We start from the raw sequence: 22,948 nt of genomic DNA, 5'->3' as shown, positions 1-22,948 counted from the left end.
ATAATCTAATTAGAATAATGAAATATGAAACCAGAATATAGTAATAACTACAAACAAAAAACAACCAACAACCAACAACTAACAACCAACAACCAGCAACCAACAACTATCTACCAACAACTATCTACCAACAATATTTAAAATGTAAAGTCAATGTCTACTCACTCTAATGCAGAAGAAAATCCTATCCTCCCCGAATCTGAGGTCAATTCTGTTCTCGTCTATTTAAAATCAAATTCTGCTGAGGACAAGGCAGAAGTGATTTCTGTCAGCGCCAGTGAAAATTCACCTTCTACTGTTGTTGGGACAGTATCACATTTTGTAGCTTCTGATGAAAATTCACAACCCGCAGTTGTGGATGTAGAGTTCAATTCTGTTGCTGCTGATGTTGAAAAAAACGTTACCCTCCCTGAGACAGACTCCGATTCTATCTTTCTCAGTTTAGAGTCAAATGTTGTTTCCATCAACGATGAGTCTAAACCCGATCCACTGACTATAAATTTGGATGAATTGCCGTCTCTAGAAACTCTAGAAAATACAGTCAATCCAAATATTCAAGTTCAACTTAAAAGTGAGAAAGAAAGGCTGTTATTAATTTTACCTACAGAATCCCAAGTACCTTCCTCAGAATACAGTTGGATTGACATCTGGCAACAGATGAAGTTGCGGCTTTTCGCTTGCAATCGCTCTTTCTCACCCAATACGCCAGTGCATTTGGAAGCGCAAGACCGCTTGTTAGATGGCAGACAACTACAAGAACTGGCTGAGAGTTTAGATCAATATCAAGTTCATTTGAAATCTGTTTCCACCAGTCGTCGCCAAACTGCTATTGCAGCTGCTACTGCAGGCTACTCTGTAGAACAGATACAGCCCCAAAAAACGCTTCGTTCCGAACCCAAGCCTACCAGGTTACCTCTAACGGAACCGCTCTATTTGGAAAAAACTGTTCGTTCAGGAGAGGAAATTCGTCACCCAGGTCATATTATCCTTTTAGGAGATTTAAATCCAGGTGGTATTGTAATTGCAGATGGGGATATTCTCGTTTGGGGTCGCCTGCGTGGAATTACTCATGCAGGTGCTAATGGTAATCGAGCGTGTTTGATTATGGCTTTGCAAATGGAACCAACCCAGTTGCGGATAGCAGATGCGGTGGCTAGAGCACCGGAAAAATCTCCCATTCAGTATTATCCTGAAGTGGCTTACGTCACATCAGAAGGAATTCGTATTGCCCGATCTACTGATTTCTCTAAAATCTTATTAAGCAGACTCAACCAAAAAAAGGATGAAGGATGAAAATGGGATTGGGGCATTGCCCAATGTCCTATTCCCAATGCCCAATGCCCTATTCTCTATTTTTTGTTGTATATTTTTAATCACCAATCGAGCGCATTTCCATCATGACTCGCATTATTGTCGTTACCTCTGGCAAAGGAGGGGTGGGTAAAACCACGATAACAGCAAATCTGGGTATGGCTTTAGCCAAAATGGGGCGTCAAGTCGCTTTAGTTGACGCCGATTTTGGTTTGAGAAATTTGGATTTACTGCTAGGGCTAGAAAATCGCATAGTATACACTGCAGTTGAAGTTTTGGCTAGAGAATGTCGTTTGGAGCAAGCTTTAGTTAAGGACAAACGGCAACCCAATCTCGTCCTGTTACCTGCAGCACAAAATCGTACCAAAGATGCTGTCACGCCCGACCAAATGAAGCTTTTGGTGAATGCGCTAGCACAGAAGTATGAGTATGTTTTGATTGATAGCCCAGCCGGAATTGAAATGGGGTTTAAAAATGCGATCGCCCCAGCAAAAGAAGCTTTAGTGGTATCCACACCAGAAATAGCGTCAGTCCGTGATGCTGACAGGGTTGTGGGGTTGCTAGAGGCACAAGGTATTAAGAGAACACATCTGATTATTAACCGCATCCGACCCGCAATGGTACGGGCAAATGATATGATGTCCGTTCAAGACGTTCAAGAACTTTTAGCTATTCCCTTAATTGGGGTAGTCCCTGATGATGAACGCGTCATAGTCTCTACCAATCGCGGCGAACCGTTAGTACTGTCGGAAAATTCTTCTTTGGCTGCCACAGCTTTTGATAACATTGCTCGCAGACTGGAAGGAGAATCAATCGAATTTCTTGATTTAGATTCAAATCATGACAACCTCTTTGCTCGTCTGAAGAAGTTGTTCCGAACAAAGATTGTTTAACTTTCCAACCCGTCTGCCCTTCTACCTGCAATGATTGTCGAACTTTTAGAAAAACTTTTTTTTCGCGGTGTTGACACCAGTCGCACTCAGGTTAAACGCCGCCTGCAACTAGTTATAGCTCACGATCGCGCTGACATTAGCCCCCAAATTTTAGAAAAAATGCGGCAAGAGATTTTAGACATTGTTTGCCGTTATGTAGAAATTGACAAAGATGGATTGGAGTTTTCCCTAGAAAGCAATCAACGGACAACTGCCCTAATTGCCAATTTGCCAATTCGGAGAATCAAAGAAAATTTACCGACAGAGACATTGAAACCTGAAGTTGCAACAAAAGAAGCAACACCAAAAGAAGATACTCCTGAAGTGGAAAACGGAGAAGACTCGAGAACACAGTAAATTGCAAATCTAAAGAAAAGATTAAAATTGCCAATTTTTACGAATTACATAGAAATCTAAATACAATCTTAAATTTCGTTATTAAACGGGGTCAGTCAGTAGGTTGGGTTGAGGAACGAAACCCAACATTGACAGACATTTGTTGGATTTTCCCACGAATTAATTTACCCAACCTACAATTCTCTCACCCCTTGCAGTATTAGTCGTTGTCTTCCCCATGATGCTATCATAAAGTAGTGATGGTAAAGCTTAAATTGCTAACCACACACTAAACCTTGACAACTGAAGATAAATGGTTTTACTGGGAAGTGTTGTTTTAAATATGCTATATGCTAACGACTGCCTCCAGTATGTAAAATCTTCAAGGAATGTAGGTAATCTTGATTGCTTGTCATTCAAGGGTCGGGCAGGATACGCACCTGACCTTAAACAGCCGTACTGGGAAACAATTGGAGTACCAGGAAGGAAGTTCTAGTAGTTCTTAGGAATGCTAGAAGCCTACACTTACTGCTTGCAGAAGTGTATGAGTATCACTGCTTCAATAGTTTGAGCGGATGAGAGTACATTCATTGACCTTGAACCATCGCCGCTTACCACGTCGCATTTTCACTAAAACACGGCCAGGTTGCCACCAAGGGGAAGGAATAACAATACCGTTACTCCCGTTGGGGAGTTTGACGAGTGTACCTGGAATAATAGTCATAGAAAGTTCCGGAAAATTAAGGATTTTAAAGCGAATTAAGAAACAGTTTTTGGAGATCGATGTCGATTTTTGTTTCAAGTCATAGCAATCATGCGGGTATGACTACTCGCAAAAGACTTGATTAGAGATGGAGAAAGTTAACTATTAAGAAAATCTAAAGAATAATCAAAGTTTAGCCCTTCTTTATGTTTGTTTTAATAATTTAAATATTTCTTTACAAAATTAAAGTGGGTTACTTGAGTGGTCGTAATATTTTCTTAATATAAGGTTGATGACAATTCCTTTAGACTATTCCCTACTCCTTACTGCCCGTTTCGGTAAACTGACACTCACCTTCGTTCCTTGCTCTTCTTGACTTTCTAACGTCACCTTACCGCCATGCAACTCGACGCAAGCTTTCACAATAGCTAATCCTAAGCCTGTTCCTGGAATTGTACCAACGTTACTGCCACGACTGTATGATTCAAATAAGTTTTCTCGATCCTCGATAGGTATGCCAATTCCCTCATCTTTGACGTCAAAGATGATACGCGAATCATTTCCTACTAGGTGAACTTCAATCTTGCCGCCATCTGGGGAATATTTAATGGCGTTTGACAGTAAGTTTATCAGGATTTGCCGCAACAATGTTGGATCGCCCCAGAAGCCTCTAGTGTTCCCCGCGATTTTGAACGTTAAGTCGTGGCGATCGCTGAGTTTGTATCGTTGTTCTTCAATGATGTCGCTGAAGAATTGCAGCAGTTCAAATGGTAATGGCGTAAACGTTGCTTTGCCAAATTCAAATTTCTCAATCACCAGTAAGTTATCCACCAGTTTAGCCATTTGCCTTGCTTTGTCTTCAATCAGCTGCAACAAGTGCTGATGTTTAGCTTCATCCAACTTGTGACTGTGTTGCAAGAGCGTCGATGCAGCCGCCAGGATGGACGCTAAAAAAGCTCGATATTCGTAAGAAACCGTTGCAAGAGCACTTGTGGCAGTTAATTGCTGTAGTTCCTGCTTCTTGCTGAACTGGTTTTGCAGTTGTGACTTTTGGATCGCATTACGGACAGTCAGTTGTAGGACATCCGGTTGCAGATGTTGCTTCACCAGGTAATCCAGAACGCCCCGTTTCATTGCTTGTACGGCAACCCGCTCATCACCTTGCCCAGTTAACATAATCACGGGAAGCGTTACTTTCAATCGCTGCTGCTTGAGTTCATCAAGGAACTCAAGCCCGCTCATATCCGGCAGACAAAAGTCGAGAAGAATGGCATCACAGTGTTTTTTTTGGCAAAGCTCTAGTCCCACCTCTGCCGAGGCAGCTTCCAAAATCTGGTAAGACTGGTGAGGATCGCTTAAAAGGTATTCCCGATAAATTTCCCGATCTTCTGCACAATCATCAGCAATCAGGAGTGTCCGAACGTTTGACATGAAAGCAAAAGAGAGGAAGCTCCTCTATCCCGTAAAAGTCACAACTTGTAAACTATTAAGAAAATTTAAACAAAACTGTGAAAAATTTTTTGGTACTCCCTAATGATATCAAATTCTTTTCTCAAAGAAACGCGAAATTTTTTATCCTGATGCTAGTAGAAAGAGGAGGCAGTGCGTTGCCTCACTCCAATACTTACTCACAATCTGACTTTTCCATTTAGCTGAATTTGAAAGGTGCTGTGTTGACTTCCAGCCAGTAGTCCACAAATGCTTGAACTGTTTTCTCCAGTTCAGTAGAATCTACAGGTTTGACTAAATAGCCATTTGCGCCTTTTTGATAACAGAATTCAACATCTTTGGGATTTGAGGAAGTTGTAAAGACGACAATCGGAATTTCCTTCAAATTCTGGTCTTGCTTGAGTTGTTGTAGCACATCGCGACCATCAGTGCCTGGTAAATTCAGGTCGAGCAAGATCACAGAAGGACGCGGTGCGACACCTGAATTTTCATAGTCCCCTTCTTGATAGAGGAAATCTAAAACCTTATCTCCATTTGTACAGCGATAAATGGGATTCTGAACATCCATTTGCTGCATCAGCAATTGCAGCACCTCAAAATCTTCATCACTATCCTCTGCCACTAGCAAAGGATCGCACTGCTTTGTCTTCATTTGTGTCATTAAAGGTAGATATTATCTCAAAAATTTTACATTACTTTACATTATTTGACAAATCTTAATTAAATAGAGTAAAGTAAAATGTTGAGCCAACGCCTACTGTAGACTCCACCCAAATTTGCCCGCCGTGACGCTCAATAATTTTTTTAGTAATTGTTAGTCCTGCCCCTGTGCCGCCACCATACAGGTTTTGTTCGTGCAACCGCTTAAACAATCGGAAGATAATTTCGAGATGTCGTTCTCGAATGCCGATACCGTTATCCTTTACGTATAAAATAATTGGAGATTGAGAAGAAGATGCGGAGAGACGGTCGAAAACTCTTTTTGTGTCTCCATGTCTTCTCGATTCCCCATGGTGACCTGTTCCCGTATCCTCTTTTCCCAAGTAGCCAATCTCAATCCACCGTTCTGCCTTATCGTTATATTTGAAGGCATTGCTGAGCAAGTTTGTAAAAACTTCGTTAATGAGGACAGGATCGCAGCTAATCGTAGGGAGCGATCGCGGAATGTGAATCTTGGGTTGAACGTCATGACGGCTAACGCGCAAATCCTCAATCGCTGTATTGACTAATTGATTGAGATCTGTGGACACAAGATGTAGTTCTGCCTGTCCCAGTCGTGAGAACTTGAGCAGGACATCGATTAGTGACTCCATGCGTCGGCTCAGACGAATTAAAGTTTGCAGGCGAGATTTACCCACGTCATCCAACACCGACTCATAACCTTTTAATAAGAGCGTCGAGTAATTATGAATGCCTCGCAAGGGTTCTTTGAGGTCGTGAGAGGCTGCATAAGCAAAGGAATCTAGCTCCTGGTTGCTCCGTTCTAATTCCTGGTTTATCCGGGCTAATTCCGAAGCTTTGTTGAGAACAATACCGACGATCGCACTCTTGAGATTGAGCGCTTGATCTAGTTCGCACGCTTTCCAAGGCAGTGATGTCAATCGAACTGTTTCCTGCCATCGTTCAAATGATTTTCGGGGGGATAGCGTTACACTACCATCTGCCCCAACAGCGATCGAGGCGTTCGGCTCGCCTGCCCAGTTCAACGTTTGCAAGACTTCGGGACGGAACCAGAGAATATAATACCGCCGAACCTTTGAAATTTGCAGCAGCAGCAAGCCACTAGCAATATCTTTAAACATCAGGGATTCTGGGTAGAGTTTGGGCAGGGAATCGGTGTGAAACAGGGCATTGCCGATCTGAGTATCAGCCCAGTTAATCAAGTGGCAAATTTGCTCCAGCGTTGGTGTTATCCCAAGGGGCGTAATTTCATCGTCCAAGCAAATGGCCGCCCCTTGGGCATTTACCAAATCCAGTAGGCGAGGTGCAGGATTCAAGAGCGCTTCTTTAAGGTCATCTACGTGGGAAATCGATTCTACAAACTCTGATTGCAAAGACCTGAGTTTGACAATATAGTCCAGTTCTTCGCGCTCGACTTTATTAGCTAATTCCGATACCACGAACTGCCCTAATAACTCGCAGGCTTCCCGGATTTCGTAAGGAACAGATTTTGGTGTCTGATGATGGCACGCAATTAATCCCCAAAGGGTTTTATCTTTGACTAGGGAAATAACCATCACGGCTGCTATGCCCATGTTTTGATGGTATTCAATACAGCAGGGGTCAACGCTCCGTAACACTGCTAAGCTGAGATCGAGCGGTTGCTGCGTCACTAAATTCATTGCTGGAACTAACTCAATCGATCGCGCCCTCAAATCGGGGATAAATCGTAGCATAACCCGTTTGTAAGACTCCCTCACTAGCTCTGGGATATCGGTGGCTGGATAGTGCAGCCCCAGATAAGGCAGTAAATCGTTACGCTTTGCCTCTGCAATGACTTCCCCTGCTCCTTGCAGGTCAAATTGATAAACCATGACTCGGTCAAACCCACTGATATTACGAATCTCTTGGGTTACTGACTGGAAAAATTCGTCACAGCTGGATACTTGTTGCAGTTGAGCGATCGCTTGTTTAACCAGAGCCAGCACACTAAAGAAACGCTCTTGTGTCTGTGGAATGATTGACTCAAGTTCCAGGATAATAGCACCGTTTGTCCGATGAAGCAGACCGTTAAAGGGGCGAGCTCCTGCTGGGGTCTGAATTGACAGTTTGAGGGGATTGATACCACCGAAATTCTTCAGCAATAACTTTTGGATGGCTTCAACCTGGGGCGTGTCTAATAACGTATTCAGCAGTTGACCGAGCAAGTTTTGATGCGGAATTCCCAAATGAGCCTGAGTATTATCACTCACTTGCACAATCTTTAGCTGAGACTCTTCTAGTGCTAATAGGATGCCATGGGGCTGAATCGAACCAGAAAAATAAATTGATTCGCTATTGTAACTCATTGAACTCTCATTCGTACTACAAAATATTTAGATTAGTTAAGATGATTGAGATAATCTAAAGAAAATATTAAATTATTTTTAGTAGAGACAGTAATGGTAGGATCTTAATTAAGAAAATCTAAAGAAAATATGAATTTTTTTAGAATACAGGAATAAAGCGATGCATATCAACTCTTCAATGTTGCGTTTGGCTTGGTCTGTAATTGAAGATACTCCAAGTAGCGAGCTGCTTACTCTTACGGATACTGCCTTAATCAAGCTGCTCCTGCAACAAATTGCTAGCAAGATTTTGTTGAGTGGAGAAGAAGTCTGTGCATTGTACAGCTACATTGGCTCTAGAACAGCGTTGATTCGCGATACTGCTGAATCTCGTGACTTAAAAGTCTACCCAATTTCAGGGCGCGATCGGGTGAGCGCCGCACAAATATAATCTAGGCGATCTTATGTAATATTAAGTAAAAGCCGAGCTATATCATATCCGATTGAACATTTGTTATAAGAATAACCTACCGAGAAATGGATTCCTTACCCAAACCGAAAGATTGGTCTTGGCCGTTTTGGCCAGTTGTACCACTTTACCCCTATGGTAGGAGGCGCACACTTTGTAGGGAAGTCGTTGAGGGAACTATCTGGACATTCGAGCAAGTTCAGGGCATCCTCTACACTGTTGTACCGATCCGCATGACTGTTGTAAAGCTATCTGCAGGCGGTCTTCTCATTTACGCCCCCGTTGCCCCTACTCCTGAGTGTATCCGTTTGGTAAAGGAAATAGTGGCAAAGCACGGTGAAGTCAATTATATCATCTTGCCAACCAGTTCTGGTCTGGAGCATAAAGTTTTTGTTGGTCCCTTTGCTCGCCGCTTTCCTCAAGCCCAGGTATTTGTTGCGCCGCATCAGTGGAGCTTCCCGATAAACCTGCCTTTGAGTTGGCTTGGCTTTCCTTCCAAAGGAACCAAAATCATTCCAGAGAACAGCAGTCAACTTCCCTTTGCTGATGACTTTGATTGTGCTGTGTTGGACATCAACTTGGGAAGGGGTTCTTTCGTAGAAGTTGCTCTGTTTCACAAGCGATCGCATACTCTACTTTTGACTGATACTATACTCTCAGTGCCAGAAGATCCACCCGCCATTGTCCAATTAGATCCATATCCCCTGCTATTTCATGCCAAAGACAGCGCTCTTGAATCGATTGATAACAACGAAACAAACCGTCGTAAGGGATGGCAACGCATTTCATTGTTCGCGATTTACTTCCGCCCCAGCGAGTTGAAAATGTTGGAATGGGGGAAGATGGTACGCGATGCTTTTAAAGCACCGGATCGATCGCCAAAGGCATACTTTGGTTTTTTTCCCTTTGAATGGCAACAGAACTGGAAGTATTCCTTTGATGCCTTACGAGATGAGGGGCGTCCCTTTGTAGCACCAATTCTACAAACCCTGATTCTTCCCCAAGCACCAAAACAAGTTCTCCATTGGGCTGATAAAGTTGCCACTTGGGATATTCAAAGGATAATTTCTTGTCATTTTGACTCGCCAATCGAAGCCAGTCCGGAGCAATTTCGCCGAGCATTTGCGTTTCTAGAAAAACAACCCTCTATGGGAGGAAATCAGTCTTTACCAGAAAAAGATTTGAGATTTATTAAGGAACTTGAAGCTAATCTAGTCCGTAGTGGTATTGCCAAACCAGCAAAGGAAAATTTGTAATTCAGCCGCAATATTCCCATCCTTTCGATAAAATATAATGACAATCTCAAGACAATCGCCATGCCAATTAATGAAACTTGGGAAACAACCAGTGCTGTTTCTGTAGGAGAAAATTCTTCCCTAACACCAGAGCAGTATCGCAAAAAGATGCAGCGACGTAAAGAAATTCAAGAACAGAGAGTTGCTCAAGCGTCAACCGAAAAAGGGTTGATTATTGTTCACACCGGGAATGGCAAGGGCAAAACAACAGCTGCGCTTGGCATGGTGTTGCGATCGCTCGGTCACGGTTATAAAGTGGCGATTATTCAATTTATCAAAGGAGCTTGGGAACCGGCTGAGAAAAACGTGCTCGGCATTTGGCAGGGAGACTTGTTAGAATTTCATGCTTTAGGGGAAGGCTTTACTTGGGAGACTCAAGACCGCGATCGCGACATTGAAAAAGCAGCTGCGGCTTGGCAAAAAGCATTAGAATACATTTGCAACCCAAATTATAAGTTAATCTTGTTGGATGAAATCAATATTGCTTTAAAACTAGGTTACTTAAAAACTGAAGAGGTTTTGACAGGATTAGAACAAAAGCCATACAACACCCACATTATTCTGACAGGTAGAGGTGCGTCGCAAGCATTAATTGAACGAGCCGATCTAGTTACAGAAATGACATTAGTCAAACACCCTTTTCGGGATAGAGGTATTAAAGCACAGCCTGGAATTGAGTATTAATTATGAATTCCGAACGGGAATTTTCCAGAATTCATAATTGATTTTTACACATTTGCAAAATCCGGCGATCATTTGCGCTTGCATTCAATGGATGATATTGTTGCAGTGCAACTGAGTGGTCGTAAGTGGTAGCCTCATCACCCATGAGACTAGGTACGCTACTGCTAGTAGCTATTTGAGCCGGACTTTTGTCACCAGGATAAGCAGTCACACTCATTGCCAACTCACCTCTTGAGTCAAGAGTACCGTTAAAGCAACTAAATTCTGAGTGAGGCATATATAAAGCGCCCAACACTTTACCCTGCTGCTTTTCAAACACAATATAACCTTGTCCAAGCTGACTTGGTTTTGATGATTCACCATATAGGTAAATACCATCTTTTTGAGGAACTCTTACACTACTTACCGCAGATGTAGAATTTTTTACCAATCTTTGAGACTTGACGCTTGGTGTACCGGAATCATTGACTTTTTGCAAATTATTTGTTACCTTAACTGCTGTAAGCTCGTTACTAAATACTGCTTGAGTTTGACTGGCGAAAGTGCCAAGTGTAAAAATTAAGCCAACAAGGGGAAATCCCAACTGACGTAAAACAAAGTGCTGTTTCATATTTTTAGGCACTCTACTTGCCTGCTAAAGTTTACAATTGAACCTTAAATTGTGTGACTTATATCCAACCTACTTGAGTTCTAATGTGTTTGTCTCCGTCAATAGTTTGATTTGTATTTCTAAGAAAAATCCTCTATTAAAGAAGAGAAATACGACTTATTTTAGATTGTTAATGTTGAAGTATCTATTTTTAGCTGCTCCTACTACTATTGTCGTAGACTGTATTTGGTAGCGTGTTCTGGACAAGAGAAAGCTACAACAGCAAATTTGTTCATTCCGGAAAGAACTAGGAAGTTTTCAAATTTTTTTTCTCCATTCCTTATTAGTTCTATATTGATTAACTCAAATATAAGTATGTAGAGCTAAAGCCCACCAAAATAGAATGGTTAGTTTTAGATCGGAAAAAGACTATAGCAAATTTCAACCTAGTAGTTCTTAATCATCAATAACCGGATACAAGCGTTTGAGTTTGATTCTGGCTTCAGTGGTAGTGAAGTGCCAATTGATAGTGGAGTGAAGGTTATTGCGTTGTATGTTCCATGCGTTGAGTTCAGCTTGGAGGGTAGGAAGATCGGGGATACGGCGGTCGAGACACTGGCGTGTCAGAGTGGCAAGTTCGATTTCGGCAATATTGAGCCAAGAGCCATGTTTTGGGGTGTAGTGGATTTCGAGACGATTGAGGAGGCGTCTTGCTTCTTCTGGTAAGAAAGTTTTGTAAAGAGCGGCGGGTTTGTGGGTATTAAGGTTATCACATACCAGTACAACCTTTTTGGCATTTGGGTATTGCACGTCGAGGAGATGTTTTATCTGCTCGGCCCAGTCGGTCATGGTGCGTTGTTCATGAGCCGAAACGTTGCGAATTCCTGCTTTTGGTTCACAGAACATGAAGATGCTAGCGGTACTGTTGCGTTCGTATTCGGAGTCGTATCGTTGAGGTTGTCCCGGTTCCATTGGCAGTGGTGTGCGTGTTTCCTTTACCAGTTGTACTGGTTGTTCGTCCATGCAAACCACCGGAAAATCGGCATCGTAAGGACGGTGATATACCTCCAAAACGTCTTCCATTGCGGCTACGAACTCAGCATCCTGCTCTGGCGGGATGACCCAGCATTCTCGCAAATGGGGTTTAAGTTCGTTTTTTTTAGCACCTCATGCACCGTATTGGCTGTACAATGAGGCACAATCTTTAGTTCCACTACGCGGTCGGCTAGCATCTGCAATGTCCACCTACCACGACCCTCCGGCGGACTACTGCATGCCAGCGCAATCAACCAGGCCTCCGCTTCACCATCAAATAACCTTGGAATCGCCGGATTTTCACGCTTTTTGCGCTCAAGAGCCGCCGCAAAACCGCGCTCGACTAGGCGTTTGCGTGCCTCGCACACTGTATCTTTATTGCAATGCAGGAGTTTAGCGATCGCTTCCACCGTCAGAGGCTCACCATTCTCATCGCTATGTAAAAGTATCTGGGCATTGCGAATTTTATGGGCACCTCCTTTCCCTTTCTTCACGATCGCTTCTAATTCCTGCCGCTCTTCCCTACTTAACCGCACCGTATACCTTTGCCGTTCCATTGCGCCCCCTTTCCAGTATTTTAGTCGGCAATCTTTGTTATTTTATCCGGTTTTTGGCAATTATCTTCTACTAGTGAGGTACAAAAATTACCCCCCTCTGTCCCCCCTTACTAAGGGGGGACAGAGGGGGGTGTACCTCATTAGACTGAGAAAGGCTATAGGGCGTATTTTCCTACAACTAAACATATAAAGCAGAATTTGTAAAGTCTAAAATTGAAGATTTATCCAAATAATTATGAATAAAAAATGCCTCCTGATTCAGGAGGCATAGTACTAATGCATGATGGCTAAAAATACGAAAATACGTAGGTTGGGTTGAGGAACGAAACCCAACATTTACAAGCATTTGTTGGGTTTCTAATATTCTCAGCCCTTGCAGTATTGACCTATAAATGAGGAGGCGGAGCCTCTCTTAAGGCATTCCCAGGCGGAGCCTGGGAACGAGGTGGTCTTAAGTTTCAATTGCCCCTCAAAATTAATGCGGTCAAATACTAGCTAGCGACATACTCTTTGACATTAGCGCGGCGGCGGCGTAGGTGAGCAAGAGCTTGATGCTCTAACTGACGAACGCGTTCCCGGCTGAGGTTAAGGCGTTCACCAACCTTTGCCAAAGACATTTCGTTCCCATCGACTAAGCCAAAGCGCAGGGCTAGAACTTCTCGCTGCTGAGGCGTCAGTTCTGCGAGCATATTGTTCAAATCTTGGCGCAAGAACTCCTGAGTGGTGTAATACTCTGGTGATGGACCTTCATCTTCGAGCATCTCCTGTAATTCAGTGTCTTGGTTGTCGCCAACTTTTACATCCAAAGAAACAGGCTGACGCGCCATGTTTAAATACTCTCGAATTTGCGCTGGTTCTAATTCGAGTTCTTTGGCAATTTCAGCAGGAGAAGGAGATCTTCCCAATTTCTGTGCGAGTTCCCTCTGCACTTTCTTGATTTTGTTGAGTTTTTCGGTAATGTGGATGGGTAAGCGAATAGTACGACCTTGTTGGGCGATCGCTCTTGTGATCGCTTGGCGAATCCACCAGTAGGCGTAAGTTGAGAACTTATAACCCCGTGTTGGGTCAAATTTCTCTACGCCTCTCTCCAATCCTAGAGTTCCTTCTTGGATCAAATCCAGAAACTCCATGTTCCGCTTCTGGTATTTCTTAGCAATAGCAACTACTAGGCGTAAATTCGCCTCTATCATCTTCTGCTTAGCCCGTTTGCCTTGGTGAACAATTTGCTTAACTTCAGCTTCTGACTTGCGGACATGAGCAGCCCACTCTTGTAATGTGGCTTCGTGACGCAGTTTTTTCTCTAAAGCTTCTTTTGCTTCTACAAGCGTCATCATTTGTTGTACCTGCTTCCCGAAGACAATCTCTTGCTCACGGGTTAACAATGGTACACGACCAATCTCGCGCAGATAGGTTCGCACCATATCAGCCGTGAATTTGGCGTTTAGGTTTTCGGTTTGGGCATCAACTGTAGGCATCGGTGCGTTTTCCTCTATTCCGTAAACAAAGTTAATAAATAGTAAAGACAAAAGGGGAAGAGCTATGCACTCCTTATTACGTATGCAGGAAACTACCAATAACAAACTGTTATATACAGATTTTGTGGTGACGGTCATCCCTTAAAGTAAGTTCCCCATCTTGTCCACGTTTCGGAAGTGCTTTTAAGCATTCTCGCGATTATCAAGAATTTTTTGTCTTTTAGGCGCTGGCGGCAACGGATATAATATGAAGTCGATATGAGTTTTACTTACATTATGGTACGACAGTTTTTGCCGGACGTAAAGTGGTGGAGTTAAATCTTTCAATTATAAAACAAAACGTTTTGGTTGCACGAAAACTCTGACATTATTTTTCATATATTTATGATGACGCTAAAACCCCCCTTCCGGTCTTCCTCCAATAGCCGGATAACCGAACTGAATGGCTTCCTATTATGGACGGATGTCACGAAATCTCAGAATTGGAAATAGAGATTTAAGAATTGGTTGTTACTTTCTCTAGTTCACAAACACACACCATCAGAAAAACGGGATTTAGGCGTTAAACTTTTCTCTATCAAGCGACATGACAGCTACTACAAAAATGTTTCCGTGAGAATACGCTCTCAGAGTGAAATCTAACTTTTTTTCAACATCACGTAAGGTCTCCTTCAATAAGCCCGTACAGCGATCGCACAAAATTCCTGCGGTTCTTTGCCTCTTTCCAAGGACAAACCCAACGTAACCTTTACTGACTGGCATTTTGTACAACATACTGTAACGTATAGCTTTCACATTCAAGCACCTTTGGTTTTTGCTCAAAACTTAGATTTTTTTTTGTAAGCTGCCCTAAAAATTCCCGACTACTGTTTATCCTTCATTATATCTCATTCCTAATGTAGATGAAAAGACATTGCTGCTATTCCCTGTTCTTCTAAAGATTACCCATTTTTGCAGCCCACCATAAATGTTGGTGGGCTTTAGCCCTACCTAACTAGAGGAATTTCTCTGTATTACAATATGCTACATAAAGTAGCATAAAAAATCAATCCCACGCTCATCGGTGTCAAAATCCAAGGTCTGCTTTAGCAAGTTCAGCCGCCGCAAAAACTTCTGCATCTGGCTTTTCCTCCCAATCGGTATCACCAATTTCCTCATAGAATTTGGCATCATAGGGACGAGTCCGGACGACCACTGGCATGGGAACAGCATGACCGAGAACCAAAGCTTGTTGCTTTGAGTCCAACTTTGCCAAAACTGACTTTAAGCTACCGGCACCAGAGACACCAGTAAAAATTGCGTCTATATCTTTTTCATCATTTAACAAAGCAGTGATACGAGTCCCTATCTGCGACATAACTTCATTATCTATACCTGATGGGCGTTGATCGACTACTAAGAGAGTGACAAAATACTTACGCATTTCTCGGGCGATCGTACCGAAAATAGTACTTTGTACGATCGCGGGGTCTAAAAAGCGGTGTGCCTCCTCAATAGTAATCATCAATTGAGTCGGTTTATCGAGAGGGTTCTTTGACTGTAAAAACTTTTCTGCCTTACTCACATAGTGTTGGTGAATCCGGCGGGTAATCATGTTGGTGACCAACATATAGGAAAGCATATCCGCCTGGGAACCAAACTCCACCACTATATTTTTACCTGCTTCCAAAGAACGCAACATCTGATTGACGTAGTTCTGAGGGCAAGAAGAACGCATATACTTCAAGTTATCCAGTCGTAGAAGTTTCCTCTGCAAAGCAGTAATAGAACCCTGGTGTCCCCGCTTTTCCTCACAAAACATCTTAATGTCTTCATTTGTCATACTTAACAACTGAAGAATCCAAGACTTGCCAAACTCGGCATAGAGAATGTTCGCGTTATCTATACTGGCTTCCGAAAGCCCTAAATCTCTGGCACACAGCTTTACGTCTTCAACTTCAATTTGGTCGTAACTCAAATAAAGTTCTTGTGCATGAGGAACTCCCCGACGCTTTGTAGATTCTGGATCGAGAGTATATACCTCTACTTTTGAAGGGAATAGCTGCTTTAAACCTTTGACAGTGCTGAATTGTTTTCCTTCTGAAACAGCTTCCCACCCATACTCAGAATGCATATCAAAAATCAAATTGACTGCTGCTTTTTTACGGATTGTCCCTGCCAAAAGTAACCTTGTCAAAAAGGATTTCCCCGTACCCGATTTACCAAAAACACCGTTACTTCGTTCTACAAATCTGTTTAAATCGATACAAACTGGTACCTCCATATCTAGCGGTCTTCCCACTGAAAAGTTTTTCCTTTGCGGGTCATCTTCCCAACCAAATACTCGCCGAAAATCATCAACCGAAGCCTCATAAACTTGGCTAAAGTGGCTGGGAATTGTTTTTACTGGTAGCAATTCCATCGTCGTACTGGTTTGAGGTTGAAATGATGCCAAACCCGTTGTTGATGGAACAAAAGGATTTAAAGATTTACCGTTTGTCGAAGAAAAAGATTCTTCCGATTCTGGAGTAAACATTAGCATTGGAGCAAGGTTAATCGTGCCATATGTACCTCCTCCCGCCAAAATTTCGCGTAAAAAAGTATCATCCCAATTAGGAGGGTTAGCAGTAATTCTTTGATTGGCTATTCCCAAGGAGACATCTGTGAGCATACAGAAGAAACGCGATCGCACCCCTTGTACCACCAAAAATTTACCTACCCGCATATCTTCCACAGAAATATCGGGGTGCAATCTTACTTCTAATCCCCCTATGAGAGAGCCTTGTATAACTGAACCTAATGGCTGTCCCAAACTCATTTTTACATTTTCATTTCTTGCATATGTTGCATTGTAAATGGAAACTATATATTTTGCACTAAATTTTTGTTAGTGGTTAGTTGTTAGTGGTTAGTTGTTAGTGGTTAGTTGTTAGTTGTTTTTCCACCAACCACCAACCACTAACCACTAACCACTATTCAATTTGAATTGAAGTTGGTGATGTTGGTGCAGTGGAACTTAATAGAGGTTTGCGAAATTGAGCATAAAGCCTATCTCGCCAGCTAAAAAACGGTTCATAGGCAGGATTTTCTGCAAATAGGGGTACTCCCTGACCGCTGAGAGTGGCTGGTAAATCTAAATAAGGACCATCAGGAAACTTCAACAAGAGCGATAAACCAGCCACGGCAAAATCAGCTAGAGTAGGTTCATCTCCTGTTAAATAGGGGCTATCTGCCAACAATAGGGTTAGTGCTTCCAAGTCTTGCTTTAAGTCCGCGATCGCACTTCTAATGGCATCAGGCGTATAACCGACTCCTAAGCCCATAATTTGTAGCAATTCGCTAGGCACGCCTTGAACCACAGTTTTCAGAATATCTGGTGTTGTTGTTGGCAGTAGAGATTTGCGAAGATTCTGATTTTGGCTGATGGCAGAAAAGAATGCTTTACGACTTTTTGTCCCTATTGACTCATCTGCCCATTCTTCAATTAATAGAGTGTGACCTCGTTGTTTTGAATTTTTTGGTAGCAAGGGGCGTTCGGGATACTCCAAGTCTAAATACTTAGCTATTTCTGTAGAATCTGCTATATACCTAATACCATCTTTTAGTACTGGCACTTGCCGTTGACCTGTCAAACGGAACAACTCTACCTGTCCAATTCCAGGTGTTACCTCAATTTTACGGTAATTCAGACCCTTATAATCTAGAATCAGACGCACTTTCTCTGAGTACTGAGACAGTTCAAACTGGTATAATTCCAGCATTCTTCAGTTCCTGTGCTTAGTGTACTTATTGATTCTACACTTCGATCGCTGACCAGTGACCAGTCATTAGTGACCAGTTATCGGTAAAATATACTGTAGAAGTATCCAAATTTATTTAGGAAAAAAACGTACAGTCATTATTTAAATTCCCTACTTTATAAGTAGAGAAATTAACTGGTCACTGGTCACTGGTCACTGGTCACTGTTAATTACTGCTTGTGTGAGATTTTATGTGTGACAAAATGATATAAATCAATAGTGGTGATGTGTAAAAAGCCAAGTAAGTTTTATGAACGTTAAATACGGCAATTTGTTGAAGCAATTGGCTAGCATTGTGGGAGTAACGGGTGTTAGTCTCATGCTTGGGTTATCTGTTGGGGCAAAAGAAGTATTAAATCCTAACCCCAGTATTTTCAATGAAATGCCTTATAATAAGAGTCTGCGTGTTGGCGTTGACTCAGAGCCTGCGCTCAAAATGCCCGCGTCCGAAGTCACAAAGTCTACTAAAACTCCAGCCAAAAATGTAGTGGCGCAAGGTGGTGCGACAAACCCAAGACCAAGCATTTTGCAGGAGTGCCCTTATAACCGTGCTGCTTGTCCTGGAGGAGCGACAAGTCCCACACAACCTCCCTCCACGGCTCCTGACAGCACACCTCCTTCTAGTCCCACAGAAACACCAACCACGCCTACTACACCGACTATACCTCCGGAGCAGCCTTCCTCCGGTACTTCTGATGGCAAGGATATAGTCGCAGTGGCAGAGTCTAACGGGTCTTTCACAATGCTAACCAAGGCATTAAGAGCAGCTGGGCTAGCAGAAACTTTACAGGGCAAAGGACCTTTTACTGTTTTTGCACCTACTGATGCAGCTTTTGCTAAGTTACCACAAGATGCGGTACAAGATTTGTTAAAACCCGAACACAAAGAAACACTGACAAAAATTTTGAAATATCATGTTGTTTCTGGATCTGTACAGTCTGGTGATTTAAAATCAGGCGAAGTCAAAAGCGTTGAAGGGGGTGCCATCAATGTCAAGGTTGAACAAGGTGTTGTTATGGTCAATGAGGCTAAGGTAGTTCAACCTGATGTCAAAGCTAGCAACGGCATTATCCACGTGATTGATAACGTCATTTTGCCTCCGGATTTGTAACACTCCTATTTGATTTTTCAACTATACGTAGGTAGGGTTGTGCCACACAAAACTCTTATTCAGTGGGCATTACCCATCCTACAGTGTCACAGTACTGAAAATGGTTCGGAAATCATTTATAATTTCCAAGTAAAGACCGGGGCTGGTCGTTTCCTAACTAACTACTAACCTGCACACGTTAATTTTATACGAATTTTATATGCCCACCCCATGCTCTATTTTAATTCCAAACGGAGTTGATTTTAGTTAGCAAGCGCTCGAAGTTAATTGGTTTGCGAATAAAATCATCTTCTTTTATCTTCAATTCATCTATGACACGCGTGTCATCAGAACCAGTCACAAGTAAAATTGGAATGAAAGGTAATTTCTCATTTTGACGGATACATTGAGTGATTTCATATCCATCCATTCCCGGCATCACAATGTCTAGTAAGACTAAATCGGGAGGTGAAGCCTCAATTTTAGCCAAAGCCGAGTTTCCATTTGTTGCTGTATCTACTTCATAACCTTCAGCTTCTAAAGCAGTTTGAAGTAAAGATACATTGAGCGCAAAATCATCTACAACCAAAATTCGGCGGCGCTGAGCAAATTGCATAAATTTAATACCTAATTGTTAAAAGTCCGTCAAAAAATTTGAGTATATATGCTTAGGCGTTACTATGATTACATATTTTCTTAATATTTAAATCAATCTTTGGATAGTTGACATCTATATTTAGATAGACAGAATCTTTAAAGCTGATTTCCTATTTTCAATGTTATGCTTTTTTTCTAAGTTGATTCTCTTGAATTGTTTCTAGCCCCTTTTTTATTGCCAGCCGAACCACGAACGACCAAGCGATCGCCCACCACTTCCACTTCGTCTACCTCTACAGGTAGATTTTCCAATTTCTTGGCAACTTGTTGGTTTAATCGTTCTTCTGAAAATCCAAAGCGCTTAGATAAATCTAAGACAGAAAAACTAATGTTACCAAGCTTAACGCGGGTTGTGTCATCTAAACTCACTTGTTTGTTGCGGAGAGTTGGTTTTCCTTCCACTTCTACATAAACGGGGTGATATCTCAAGATTGGTATAACGGAGAGTAACTTGGAAACTGCTACTTGTTCTCCCTTTTGTAACTCGTTGAAAGGAATTGCTCTTAAATCAATCACTGCGCCTGTGGAGATTTTACCGTTTTCAATTTGAGTCTTTGTGCTAACAACAGCTTGAGCAAGACGGCTTTTGTCACTTGATTGAGCAATTCCCGAATCAATCAGAGCATTTACTTCCTCTGCATCTAGTTGCACTTCACCTTTGGCTTTTGAGCCTTTAAGATGGTCTGAAATTTTATGCAACACTTGTTTTTGCGCTTGTTGCTTTTGTGCTTTTTGAAGTTGCTCGGTTCGATCGCTTGAGGGAGCTACATTTGCCGCCAACGGTGGATTTGCTTTTTGACTTTGTAATTCATTATACCATAAAGGGAGTTGAGTTGCCTGATACCAAAAAAAGAAGAAAATAGCACCAGTGCCGGTTACAGTGAGGCTAAATAGAAACAATAGTCGCTTGAGCATAAGCGAATAGTAATAGTTATAAGTTTGACTGATTCTTTATACATTCCCAATCTCTTAACGTCCAGGTAGAATCCAGCATATAAGAGAGTGTTAGAAATATCTAGTATCGCTGAGTCTCAAAAAACACGCTATGCGAATCGCACTTGTCAACAGTCCAATGGTACGTACTGATGTACTGTTTTGTATAGTAAGCTGATTTTACCGTAATGTACTGTTACAATTTTCAAAAAGTTCCTGTTTGCGATTATTGACAAAAAAAAATTTATGCATCACAGATTTACAATACAGAGCACAACCTTTATAACACGCAAATAAAGCCCGTGACATAGAACGCCCGTACTTGCTTCTTATAGTTTAACACGTTCCCTTAAACCCTCTGCCCTCTGCCTTTGTGCTTGTAAGTGCGTTCTAGTATTGGTAATTTCAAAATGCACAACAGCAGAGACTTGAGTCTTGTTCAAAATAGGAGATATTGTACTATTTGAAGTTGAATTATTCAGCATAAAATGAGTAATTGATAATTATCTGCGTTCGTTTGTGATTAAAGATTATCCAGGAGAAAAACTATGTCAGATTTCCAAGATTTCCTAAGACACAAATTTGCATACGTAGCTATAGGAGAGTTTAAACCGGGTAAATTTGAAGAAGCCAAGCGGCTCTACGAACAAGCAGTAGCAACTTATACCCATGGCTTCAAAGGAGCATACCTTCTACAAGAACCAGGAACTGACAAAGGAATCGCTGTTATTTTTTGGGAAAACGTTGAAGATATGGATACTAACCACAGTGAAGCTTACGATAATATCCTCAAAGAAATGTTACCTTTGTTTGCTAAAGCGCCAACAACTTTTTTCCATGAAGTTGTTTGCGAAATTCAACAACAAGAAGAACAAAGCGTTGAAAGCAACTAATACTAAGTATTGTTTTGAAATCAGCAACCCTTGCTATTAGGCAACTCTGATATAGAGTTAAACTAGGAGAGCGAACCAGAGTTAAGTAAATCATTGGATTTAGTTAAAATAAACAAACTTCCATCTCCCCCACGTCCAATCCTTAAGGTTCCATCCAAATAAGTAATATCGAGGGTGGCGACTCTGTTGGTAGGATTATTAGCCCGAACAACTTTAAATGGATTGAGTTGGGGAGTTGCAATACCAACAATATTCTCAATCGACAGGTAGCGTTTGTCAAAATAGACATTGATGCGTTTTTTAGGCATATCTGATGACTCTACTTGAGCTGGCTCAAAACTAGCTGTCACTTTGACATATCCTGATACCAATCCGAGAGGATGTTTAACACGAGCTAAATTAAAAAACAATTTATTCGCAACATCAATCACTTGATAGACTTTACCTAACTTTAATCCTAATGGCAGAGAGGCTAAAGAACGGATTTCTCTAGCAGTGGAATATTGGAGTTGCCAAGCTCCATCTAGCAAAGAAGTGGCGTAGAGTAGGGGACTGGGATTGGGATTTACACTTTCGAGTTCTACTGTCAATTGTTCTATTTCTTTGGAACTGGCTTTGTCTAGCTTCAAATTAGTCATTGGAGAACCATCGCTTTGAGTGCGATTTTTCTCAAGCGCGTTTTGTAATTTTTCCTTAAGTGCAAGTTGAGTGTTCAAGGGCTGTCTACTTTTGTTTGATAGCTTATGGATTTTATGCTAAAACGTCACCTTCACTGCATTTATAAATTTTTGTATCTATGCAGTTAATCTATGCTAAATGGGGTACTCCTATTTGATTTTTGAAATACACGTAGGTAGGGCAAAAGCCCACAACAGCTTAATATGGTGGCTTTAGCCTACCTATAGTAACTTAGATTTTTACAAATTTGATGGGGTTGCTATAAAGCTGTTTCCTTTTTATTAACTTATGTAAAGTAAATATAATAAATTTATTACAAAAAATCAGAAAACTGACGTATAAAGATAAACAGTGTGTGTGAAATAGGCTAATCTGTAAGTTATTGCGATCGAGGTTTTGATAATAACCAGTGTTTGAGTAAACCTTAATGTTGGGTTTCGTTCCTCAACCCAACCTACGTATTTTCGGATTTTTTGTTAAAAGTTAGGGTTCAGAAATATCACTTATAGCGTATGCCATAAGTTGGTGTTAACAACCATGTCTTCAATAACAGTGCTACTACACACCGATTATAAAAATTTTACTTTTCATTACGGGGATTGATTTTTTTTTGCCGAGAAAAATATATCTTATACGAGCAGCCACGTAAAAATTGAAAAGTTTTATGTTTTAAAAGCTACTTAGATTAACAAAAGATTAAATATAATAGAAGAATAATCATGCAATGGAAGTGAACAAATGGAACAGTCAAACGAAGGAGATAAAGATAATTTTATCTATCCTCGGGGTCGCTATTACGGTCAATTCAAGGCTGAAAATTTAATCTTTAACGCTAATCTTCAAGAATTTGCCCAGAAAGTGGGCATTATCACCAGTTTAGAAACATCTGGGAAACTTTCCCCTGAAGAAGCTTACGACCAGGTTAAAGCGCTTTGGAAACAGTTAAAGCGCAGTAAAAAAGAATTGGGAATTGGCGAAGATCCCCCACCTAACAACACAGAAGCTCCGCCAGATGAACCGTGACGACTCCACACATTCCCCTGATTACAGGGTGAATGTGGGCTTCTAAAGAAATTAGGAAGTACGTCATTAGCCT

General features: G+C 41.6%; 22 protein-coding genes. 9 read left to right on the top strand and 13 right to left on the bottom strand.

Annotation, left to right across the window (positions count from 1 at the left end; all coding sequences use genetic code 11):
* The first annotated feature begins 153 nt into the window (after nucleotides 1-153).
* From minC to minE, 3 genes are all read left to right on the top strand, one after another.
* Nucleotides 154-1,293 carry a septum site-determining protein MinC gene (gene minC, locus F7734_RS51265; protein ID WP_207714408.1) on the top strand — a complete coding sequence of 380 codons (1,140 nt, stop codon included), beginning with the start codon at nucleotides 154-156 and terminating at the stop codon, nucleotides 1,291-1,293.
* Between the two features lie 104 nt (nucleotides 1,294-1,397).
* A complete protein-coding gene (gene minD / locus F7734_RS51260) occupies nucleotides 1,398-2,204 on the top strand; it encodes a septum site-determining protein MinD (RefSeq protein ID WP_155751973.1) in 807 nt (268 codons plus the stop codon).
* Nucleotides 2,205-2,234: 30 nt separating this feature from the next.
* Nucleotides 2,235-2,600, top strand: a complete 366-nt coding sequence (gene minE, locus F7734_RS51255; protein WP_155751972.1) for a cell division topological specificity factor MinE — start codon at nucleotides 2,235-2,237, stop codon at nucleotides 2,598-2,600.
* A 538-nt stretch (nucleotides 2,601-3,138) separates the two neighbouring features.
* Here the strand turns inward: minE and F7734_RS61395 are convergent.
* From F7734_RS61395 to F7734_RS51240, 4 genes are all read right to left on the bottom strand, one after another.
* Entirely contained in the window at nucleotides 3,139-3,303 is a 165-nt protein-coding gene (locus F7734_RS61395) for a hypothetical protein (protein WP_166482675.1), read from the bottom strand.
* Between the two features lie 288 nt (nucleotides 3,304-3,591).
* Entirely contained in the window at nucleotides 3,592-4,713 is a 1,122-nt protein-coding gene (locus F7734_RS51250) for a hybrid sensor histidine kinase/response regulator (protein WP_155751971.1), read from the bottom strand.
* A gap of 217 nt (nucleotides 4,714-4,930) precedes the next feature.
* Entirely contained in the window at nucleotides 4,931-5,383 is a 453-nt protein-coding gene (locus F7734_RS51245; protein ID WP_155751970.1) for a response regulator, read from the bottom strand.
* A 64-nt stretch (nucleotides 5,384-5,447) separates the two neighbouring features.
* Nucleotides 5,448-7,739 carry an ATP-binding protein gene (locus F7734_RS51240; protein ID WP_155751969.1) on the bottom strand — a complete coding sequence of 764 codons (2,292 nt, stop codon included), beginning with the start codon at nucleotides 7,737-7,739 and terminating at the stop codon, nucleotides 5,448-5,450.
* Nucleotides 7,740-7,899: 160 nt separating this feature from the next.
* Between F7734_RS51240 and F7734_RS51235 the strand changes: the two genes are divergently transcribed.
* The 3 genes from F7734_RS51235 to cobO all read left to right on the top strand — a co-directional run bounded on the left by F7734_RS51235 (nucleotide 7,900) and on the right by cobO (nucleotide 10,166).
* Nucleotides 7,900-8,169: a hypothetical protein gene (locus F7734_RS51235; RefSeq protein WP_243147532.1), complete on the top strand. Its 270-nt coding sequence runs from the start codon at nucleotides 7,900-7,902 to the stop codon at nucleotides 8,167-8,169.
* Nucleotides 8,170-8,255: 86 nt separating this feature from the next.
* Nucleotides 8,256-9,443, top strand: a complete 1,188-nt coding sequence (locus F7734_RS51230) for a DUF4336 domain-containing protein (protein WP_155751968.1) — start codon at nucleotides 8,256-8,258, stop codon at nucleotides 9,441-9,443.
* Nucleotides 9,444-9,503: 60 nt separating this feature from the next.
* On the top strand, nucleotides 9,504-10,166 hold the full coding sequence (gene cobO, locus F7734_RS51225) for a cob(I)yrinic acid a,c-diamide adenosyltransferase (RefSeq protein ID WP_155751967.1): 663 nt from the start codon (nucleotides 9,504-9,506) through the stop codon (nucleotides 10,164-10,166).
* A 31-nt stretch (nucleotides 10,167-10,197) separates the two neighbouring features.
* On the opposite strand, the gene F7734_RS51220 is transcribed toward cobO, so the two are convergent.
* From F7734_RS51220 to F7734_RS51195, 6 genes are all read right to left on the bottom strand, one after another.
* A complete protein-coding gene (locus tag F7734_RS51220; RefSeq protein ID WP_155751966.1) occupies nucleotides 10,198-10,776 on the bottom strand; it encodes a hypothetical protein in 579 nt (192 codons plus the stop codon).
* Nucleotides 10,777-11,211: 435 nt separating this feature from the next.
* Nucleotides 11,212-12,347 (bottom strand): IS630 family transposase gene (locus F7734_RS51215; RefSeq protein WP_155751965.1). Its coding sequence is split into 2 segments (ribosomal slippage): nucleotides 11,212-11,918 and nucleotides 11,918-12,347, totalling 1,137 coding nucleotides; the frame shifts between segments, so codons are not numbered across the junction.
* Between the two features lie 491 nt (nucleotides 12,348-12,838).
* Nucleotides 12,839-13,822 carry an RNA polymerase sigma factor, RpoD/SigA family gene (locus tag F7734_RS51210; protein WP_155751964.1) on the bottom strand — a complete coding sequence of 328 codons (984 nt, stop codon included), beginning with the start codon at nucleotides 13,820-13,822 and terminating at the stop codon, nucleotides 12,839-12,841.
* Nucleotides 13,823-14,377: 555 nt separating this feature from the next.
* Nucleotides 14,378-14,617 (bottom strand): hypothetical protein, encoded by a 240-nt coding sequence (locus F7734_RS51205; protein ID WP_155751963.1) that lies wholly within the window; start codon nucleotides 14,615-14,617, stop codon nucleotides 14,378-14,380.
* A 271-nt stretch (nucleotides 14,618-14,888) separates the two neighbouring features.
* The gene (locus tag F7734_RS51200) at nucleotides 14,889-16,619 is read right to left on the bottom strand and encodes an ATP-binding protein (protein WP_155751962.1); all 1,731 of its coding nucleotides are present in this window, start codon (nucleotides 16,617-16,619) and stop codon (nucleotides 14,889-14,891) included.
* 154 nt (nucleotides 16,620-16,773) lie between these two features.
* On the bottom strand, nucleotides 16,774-17,562 hold the full coding sequence (locus F7734_RS51195) for a glutathione S-transferase family protein (RefSeq protein WP_155751961.1): 789 nt from the start codon (nucleotides 17,560-17,562) through the stop codon (nucleotides 16,774-16,776).
* Between the two features lie 289 nt (nucleotides 17,563-17,851).
* Here F7734_RS51195 and F7734_RS51190 point away from each other — a divergent pair, with 289 nt between their 5' ends.
* Entirely contained in the window at nucleotides 17,852-18,712 is an 861-nt protein-coding gene (locus F7734_RS51190) for a fasciclin domain-containing protein (protein ID WP_155751960.1), read from the top strand.
* 220 nt (nucleotides 18,713-18,932) lie between these two features.
* Here the strand turns inward: F7734_RS51190 and F7734_RS51185 are convergent, their stop codons facing one another.
* Together F7734_RS51185 and F7734_RS51180 are read right to left on the bottom strand one after the other, a co-directional pair.
* A complete protein-coding gene (locus F7734_RS51185) occupies nucleotides 18,933-19,307 on the bottom strand; it encodes a response regulator (protein ID WP_155751959.1) in 375 nt (124 codons plus the stop codon).
* Nucleotides 19,308-19,483: 176 nt separating this feature from the next.
* Entirely contained in the window at nucleotides 19,484-20,263 is a 780-nt protein-coding gene (locus F7734_RS51180; protein ID WP_155751958.1) for a hypothetical protein, read from the bottom strand.
* 566 nt (nucleotides 20,264-20,829) lie between these two features.
* Between F7734_RS51180 and F7734_RS51175 the strand changes: the two genes are divergently transcribed.
* Nucleotides 20,830-21,174 carry an antibiotic biosynthesis monooxygenase gene (locus tag F7734_RS51175; protein WP_155751957.1) on the top strand — a complete coding sequence of 115 codons (345 nt, stop codon included), beginning with the start codon at nucleotides 20,830-20,832 and terminating at the stop codon, nucleotides 21,172-21,174.
* A gap of 62 nt (nucleotides 21,175-21,236) precedes the next feature.
* On the opposite strand, the gene F7734_RS51170 is transcribed toward F7734_RS51175, so the two are convergent.
* Entirely contained in the window at nucleotides 21,237-21,890 is a 654-nt protein-coding gene (locus F7734_RS51170; RefSeq protein WP_207714407.1) for a PAP/fibrillin family protein, read from the bottom strand.
* Between the two features lie 700 nt (nucleotides 21,891-22,590).
* On the opposite strand from F7734_RS51170, the gene F7734_RS51165 reads away from it, so the two are divergent.
* Entirely contained in the window at nucleotides 22,591-22,875 is a 285-nt protein-coding gene (locus F7734_RS51165) for a hypothetical protein (protein WP_155751956.1), read from the top strand.
* The last annotated feature ends 73 nt before the right edge of the window (nucleotides 22,876-22,948 follow it).

The sequence above is a fragment of the Scytonema sp. UIC 10036 genome (genome assembly GCF_009725235.1).
The sequence above is the reverse complement of the archived record's forward strand: the minus strand, read 5'-3'. Positions and strand labels throughout refer to the sequence as shown.

What these genes read in the sequence shown, in the direction of transcription:
- F7734_RS51230 (WP_155751968.1), top strand. Translation starts at nt 8,256, where the DNA reads ATGGATTCCTTACCCAAACCGAAAGATTGGTCTTGGCCGTTTTGGCCA.
- F7734_RS51180 (WP_155751958.1), bottom strand. Translation starts at nt 20,263, where the DNA reads ATGCTCAAGCGACTATTGTTTCTATTTAGCCTCACTGTAACCGGCACT.
- F7734_RS51195 (WP_155751961.1), bottom strand. Translation starts at nt 17,562, where the DNA reads ATGCTGGAATTATACCAGTTTGAACTGTCTCAGTACTCAGAGAAAGTG.
- cobO (WP_155751967.1), top strand. Translation starts at nt 9,504, where the DNA reads ATGCCAATTAATGAAACTTGGGAAACAACCAGTGCTGTTTCTGTAGGA.
- minD (WP_155751973.1), top strand. Translation starts at nt 1,398, where the DNA reads ATGACTCGCATTATTGTCGTTACCTCTGGCAAAGGAGGGGTGGGTAAA.
- F7734_RS51175 (WP_155751957.1), top strand. Translation starts at nt 20,830, where the DNA reads ATGTCAGATTTCCAAGATTTCCTAAGACACAAATTTGCATACGTAGCT.
- F7734_RS51185 (WP_155751959.1), bottom strand. Translation starts at nt 19,307, where the DNA reads ATGCAATTTGCTCAGCGCCGCCGAATTTTGGTTGTAGATGATTTTGCG.
- minE (WP_155751972.1), top strand. Translation starts at nt 2,235, where the DNA reads ATGATTGTCGAACTTTTAGAAAAACTTTTTTTTCGCGGTGTTGACACC.
- F7734_RS61395 (WP_166482675.1), bottom strand. Translation starts at nt 3,303, where the DNA reads ATGACTATTATTCCAGGTACACTCGTCAAACTCCCCAACGGGAGTAAC.
- F7734_RS51240 (WP_155751969.1), bottom strand. Translation starts at nt 7,739, where the DNA reads ATGAGTTACAATAGCGAATCAATTTATTTTTCTGGTTCGATTCAGCCC.
- F7734_RS51220 (WP_155751966.1), bottom strand. Translation starts at nt 10,776, where the DNA reads ATGAAACAGCACTTTGTTTTACGTCAGTTGGGATTTCCCCTTGTTGGC.
- F7734_RS51210 (WP_155751964.1), bottom strand. Translation starts at nt 13,822, where the DNA reads ATGCCTACAGTTGATGCCCAAACCGAAAACCTAAACGCCAAATTCACG.
- F7734_RS51190 (WP_155751960.1), top strand. Translation starts at nt 17,852, where the DNA reads ATGAACGTTAAATACGGCAATTTGTTGAAGCAATTGGCTAGCATTGTG.
- F7734_RS51235 (WP_243147532.1), top strand. Translation starts at nt 7,900, where the DNA reads ATGCATATCAACTCTTCAATGTTGCGTTTGGCTTGGTCTGTAATTGAA.
- F7734_RS51245 (WP_155751970.1), bottom strand. Translation starts at nt 5,383, where the DNA reads ATGAAGACAAAGCAGTGCGATCCTTTGCTAGTGGCAGAGGATAGTGAT.
- F7734_RS51250 (WP_155751971.1), bottom strand. Translation starts at nt 4,713, where the DNA reads ATGTCAAACGTTCGGACACTCCTGATTGCTGATGATTGTGCAGAAGAT.
- F7734_RS51200 (WP_155751962.1), bottom strand. Translation starts at nt 16,619, where the DNA reads ATGAGTTTGGGACAGCCATTAGGTTCAGTTATACAAGGCTCTCTCATA.
- F7734_RS51165 (WP_155751956.1), top strand. Translation starts at nt 22,591, where the DNA reads ATGGAACAGTCAAACGAAGGAGATAAAGATAATTTTATCTATCCTCGG.
- minC (WP_207714408.1), top strand. Translation starts at nt 154, where the DNA reads ATGTCTACTCACTCTAATGCAGAAGAAAATCCTATCCTCCCCGAATCT.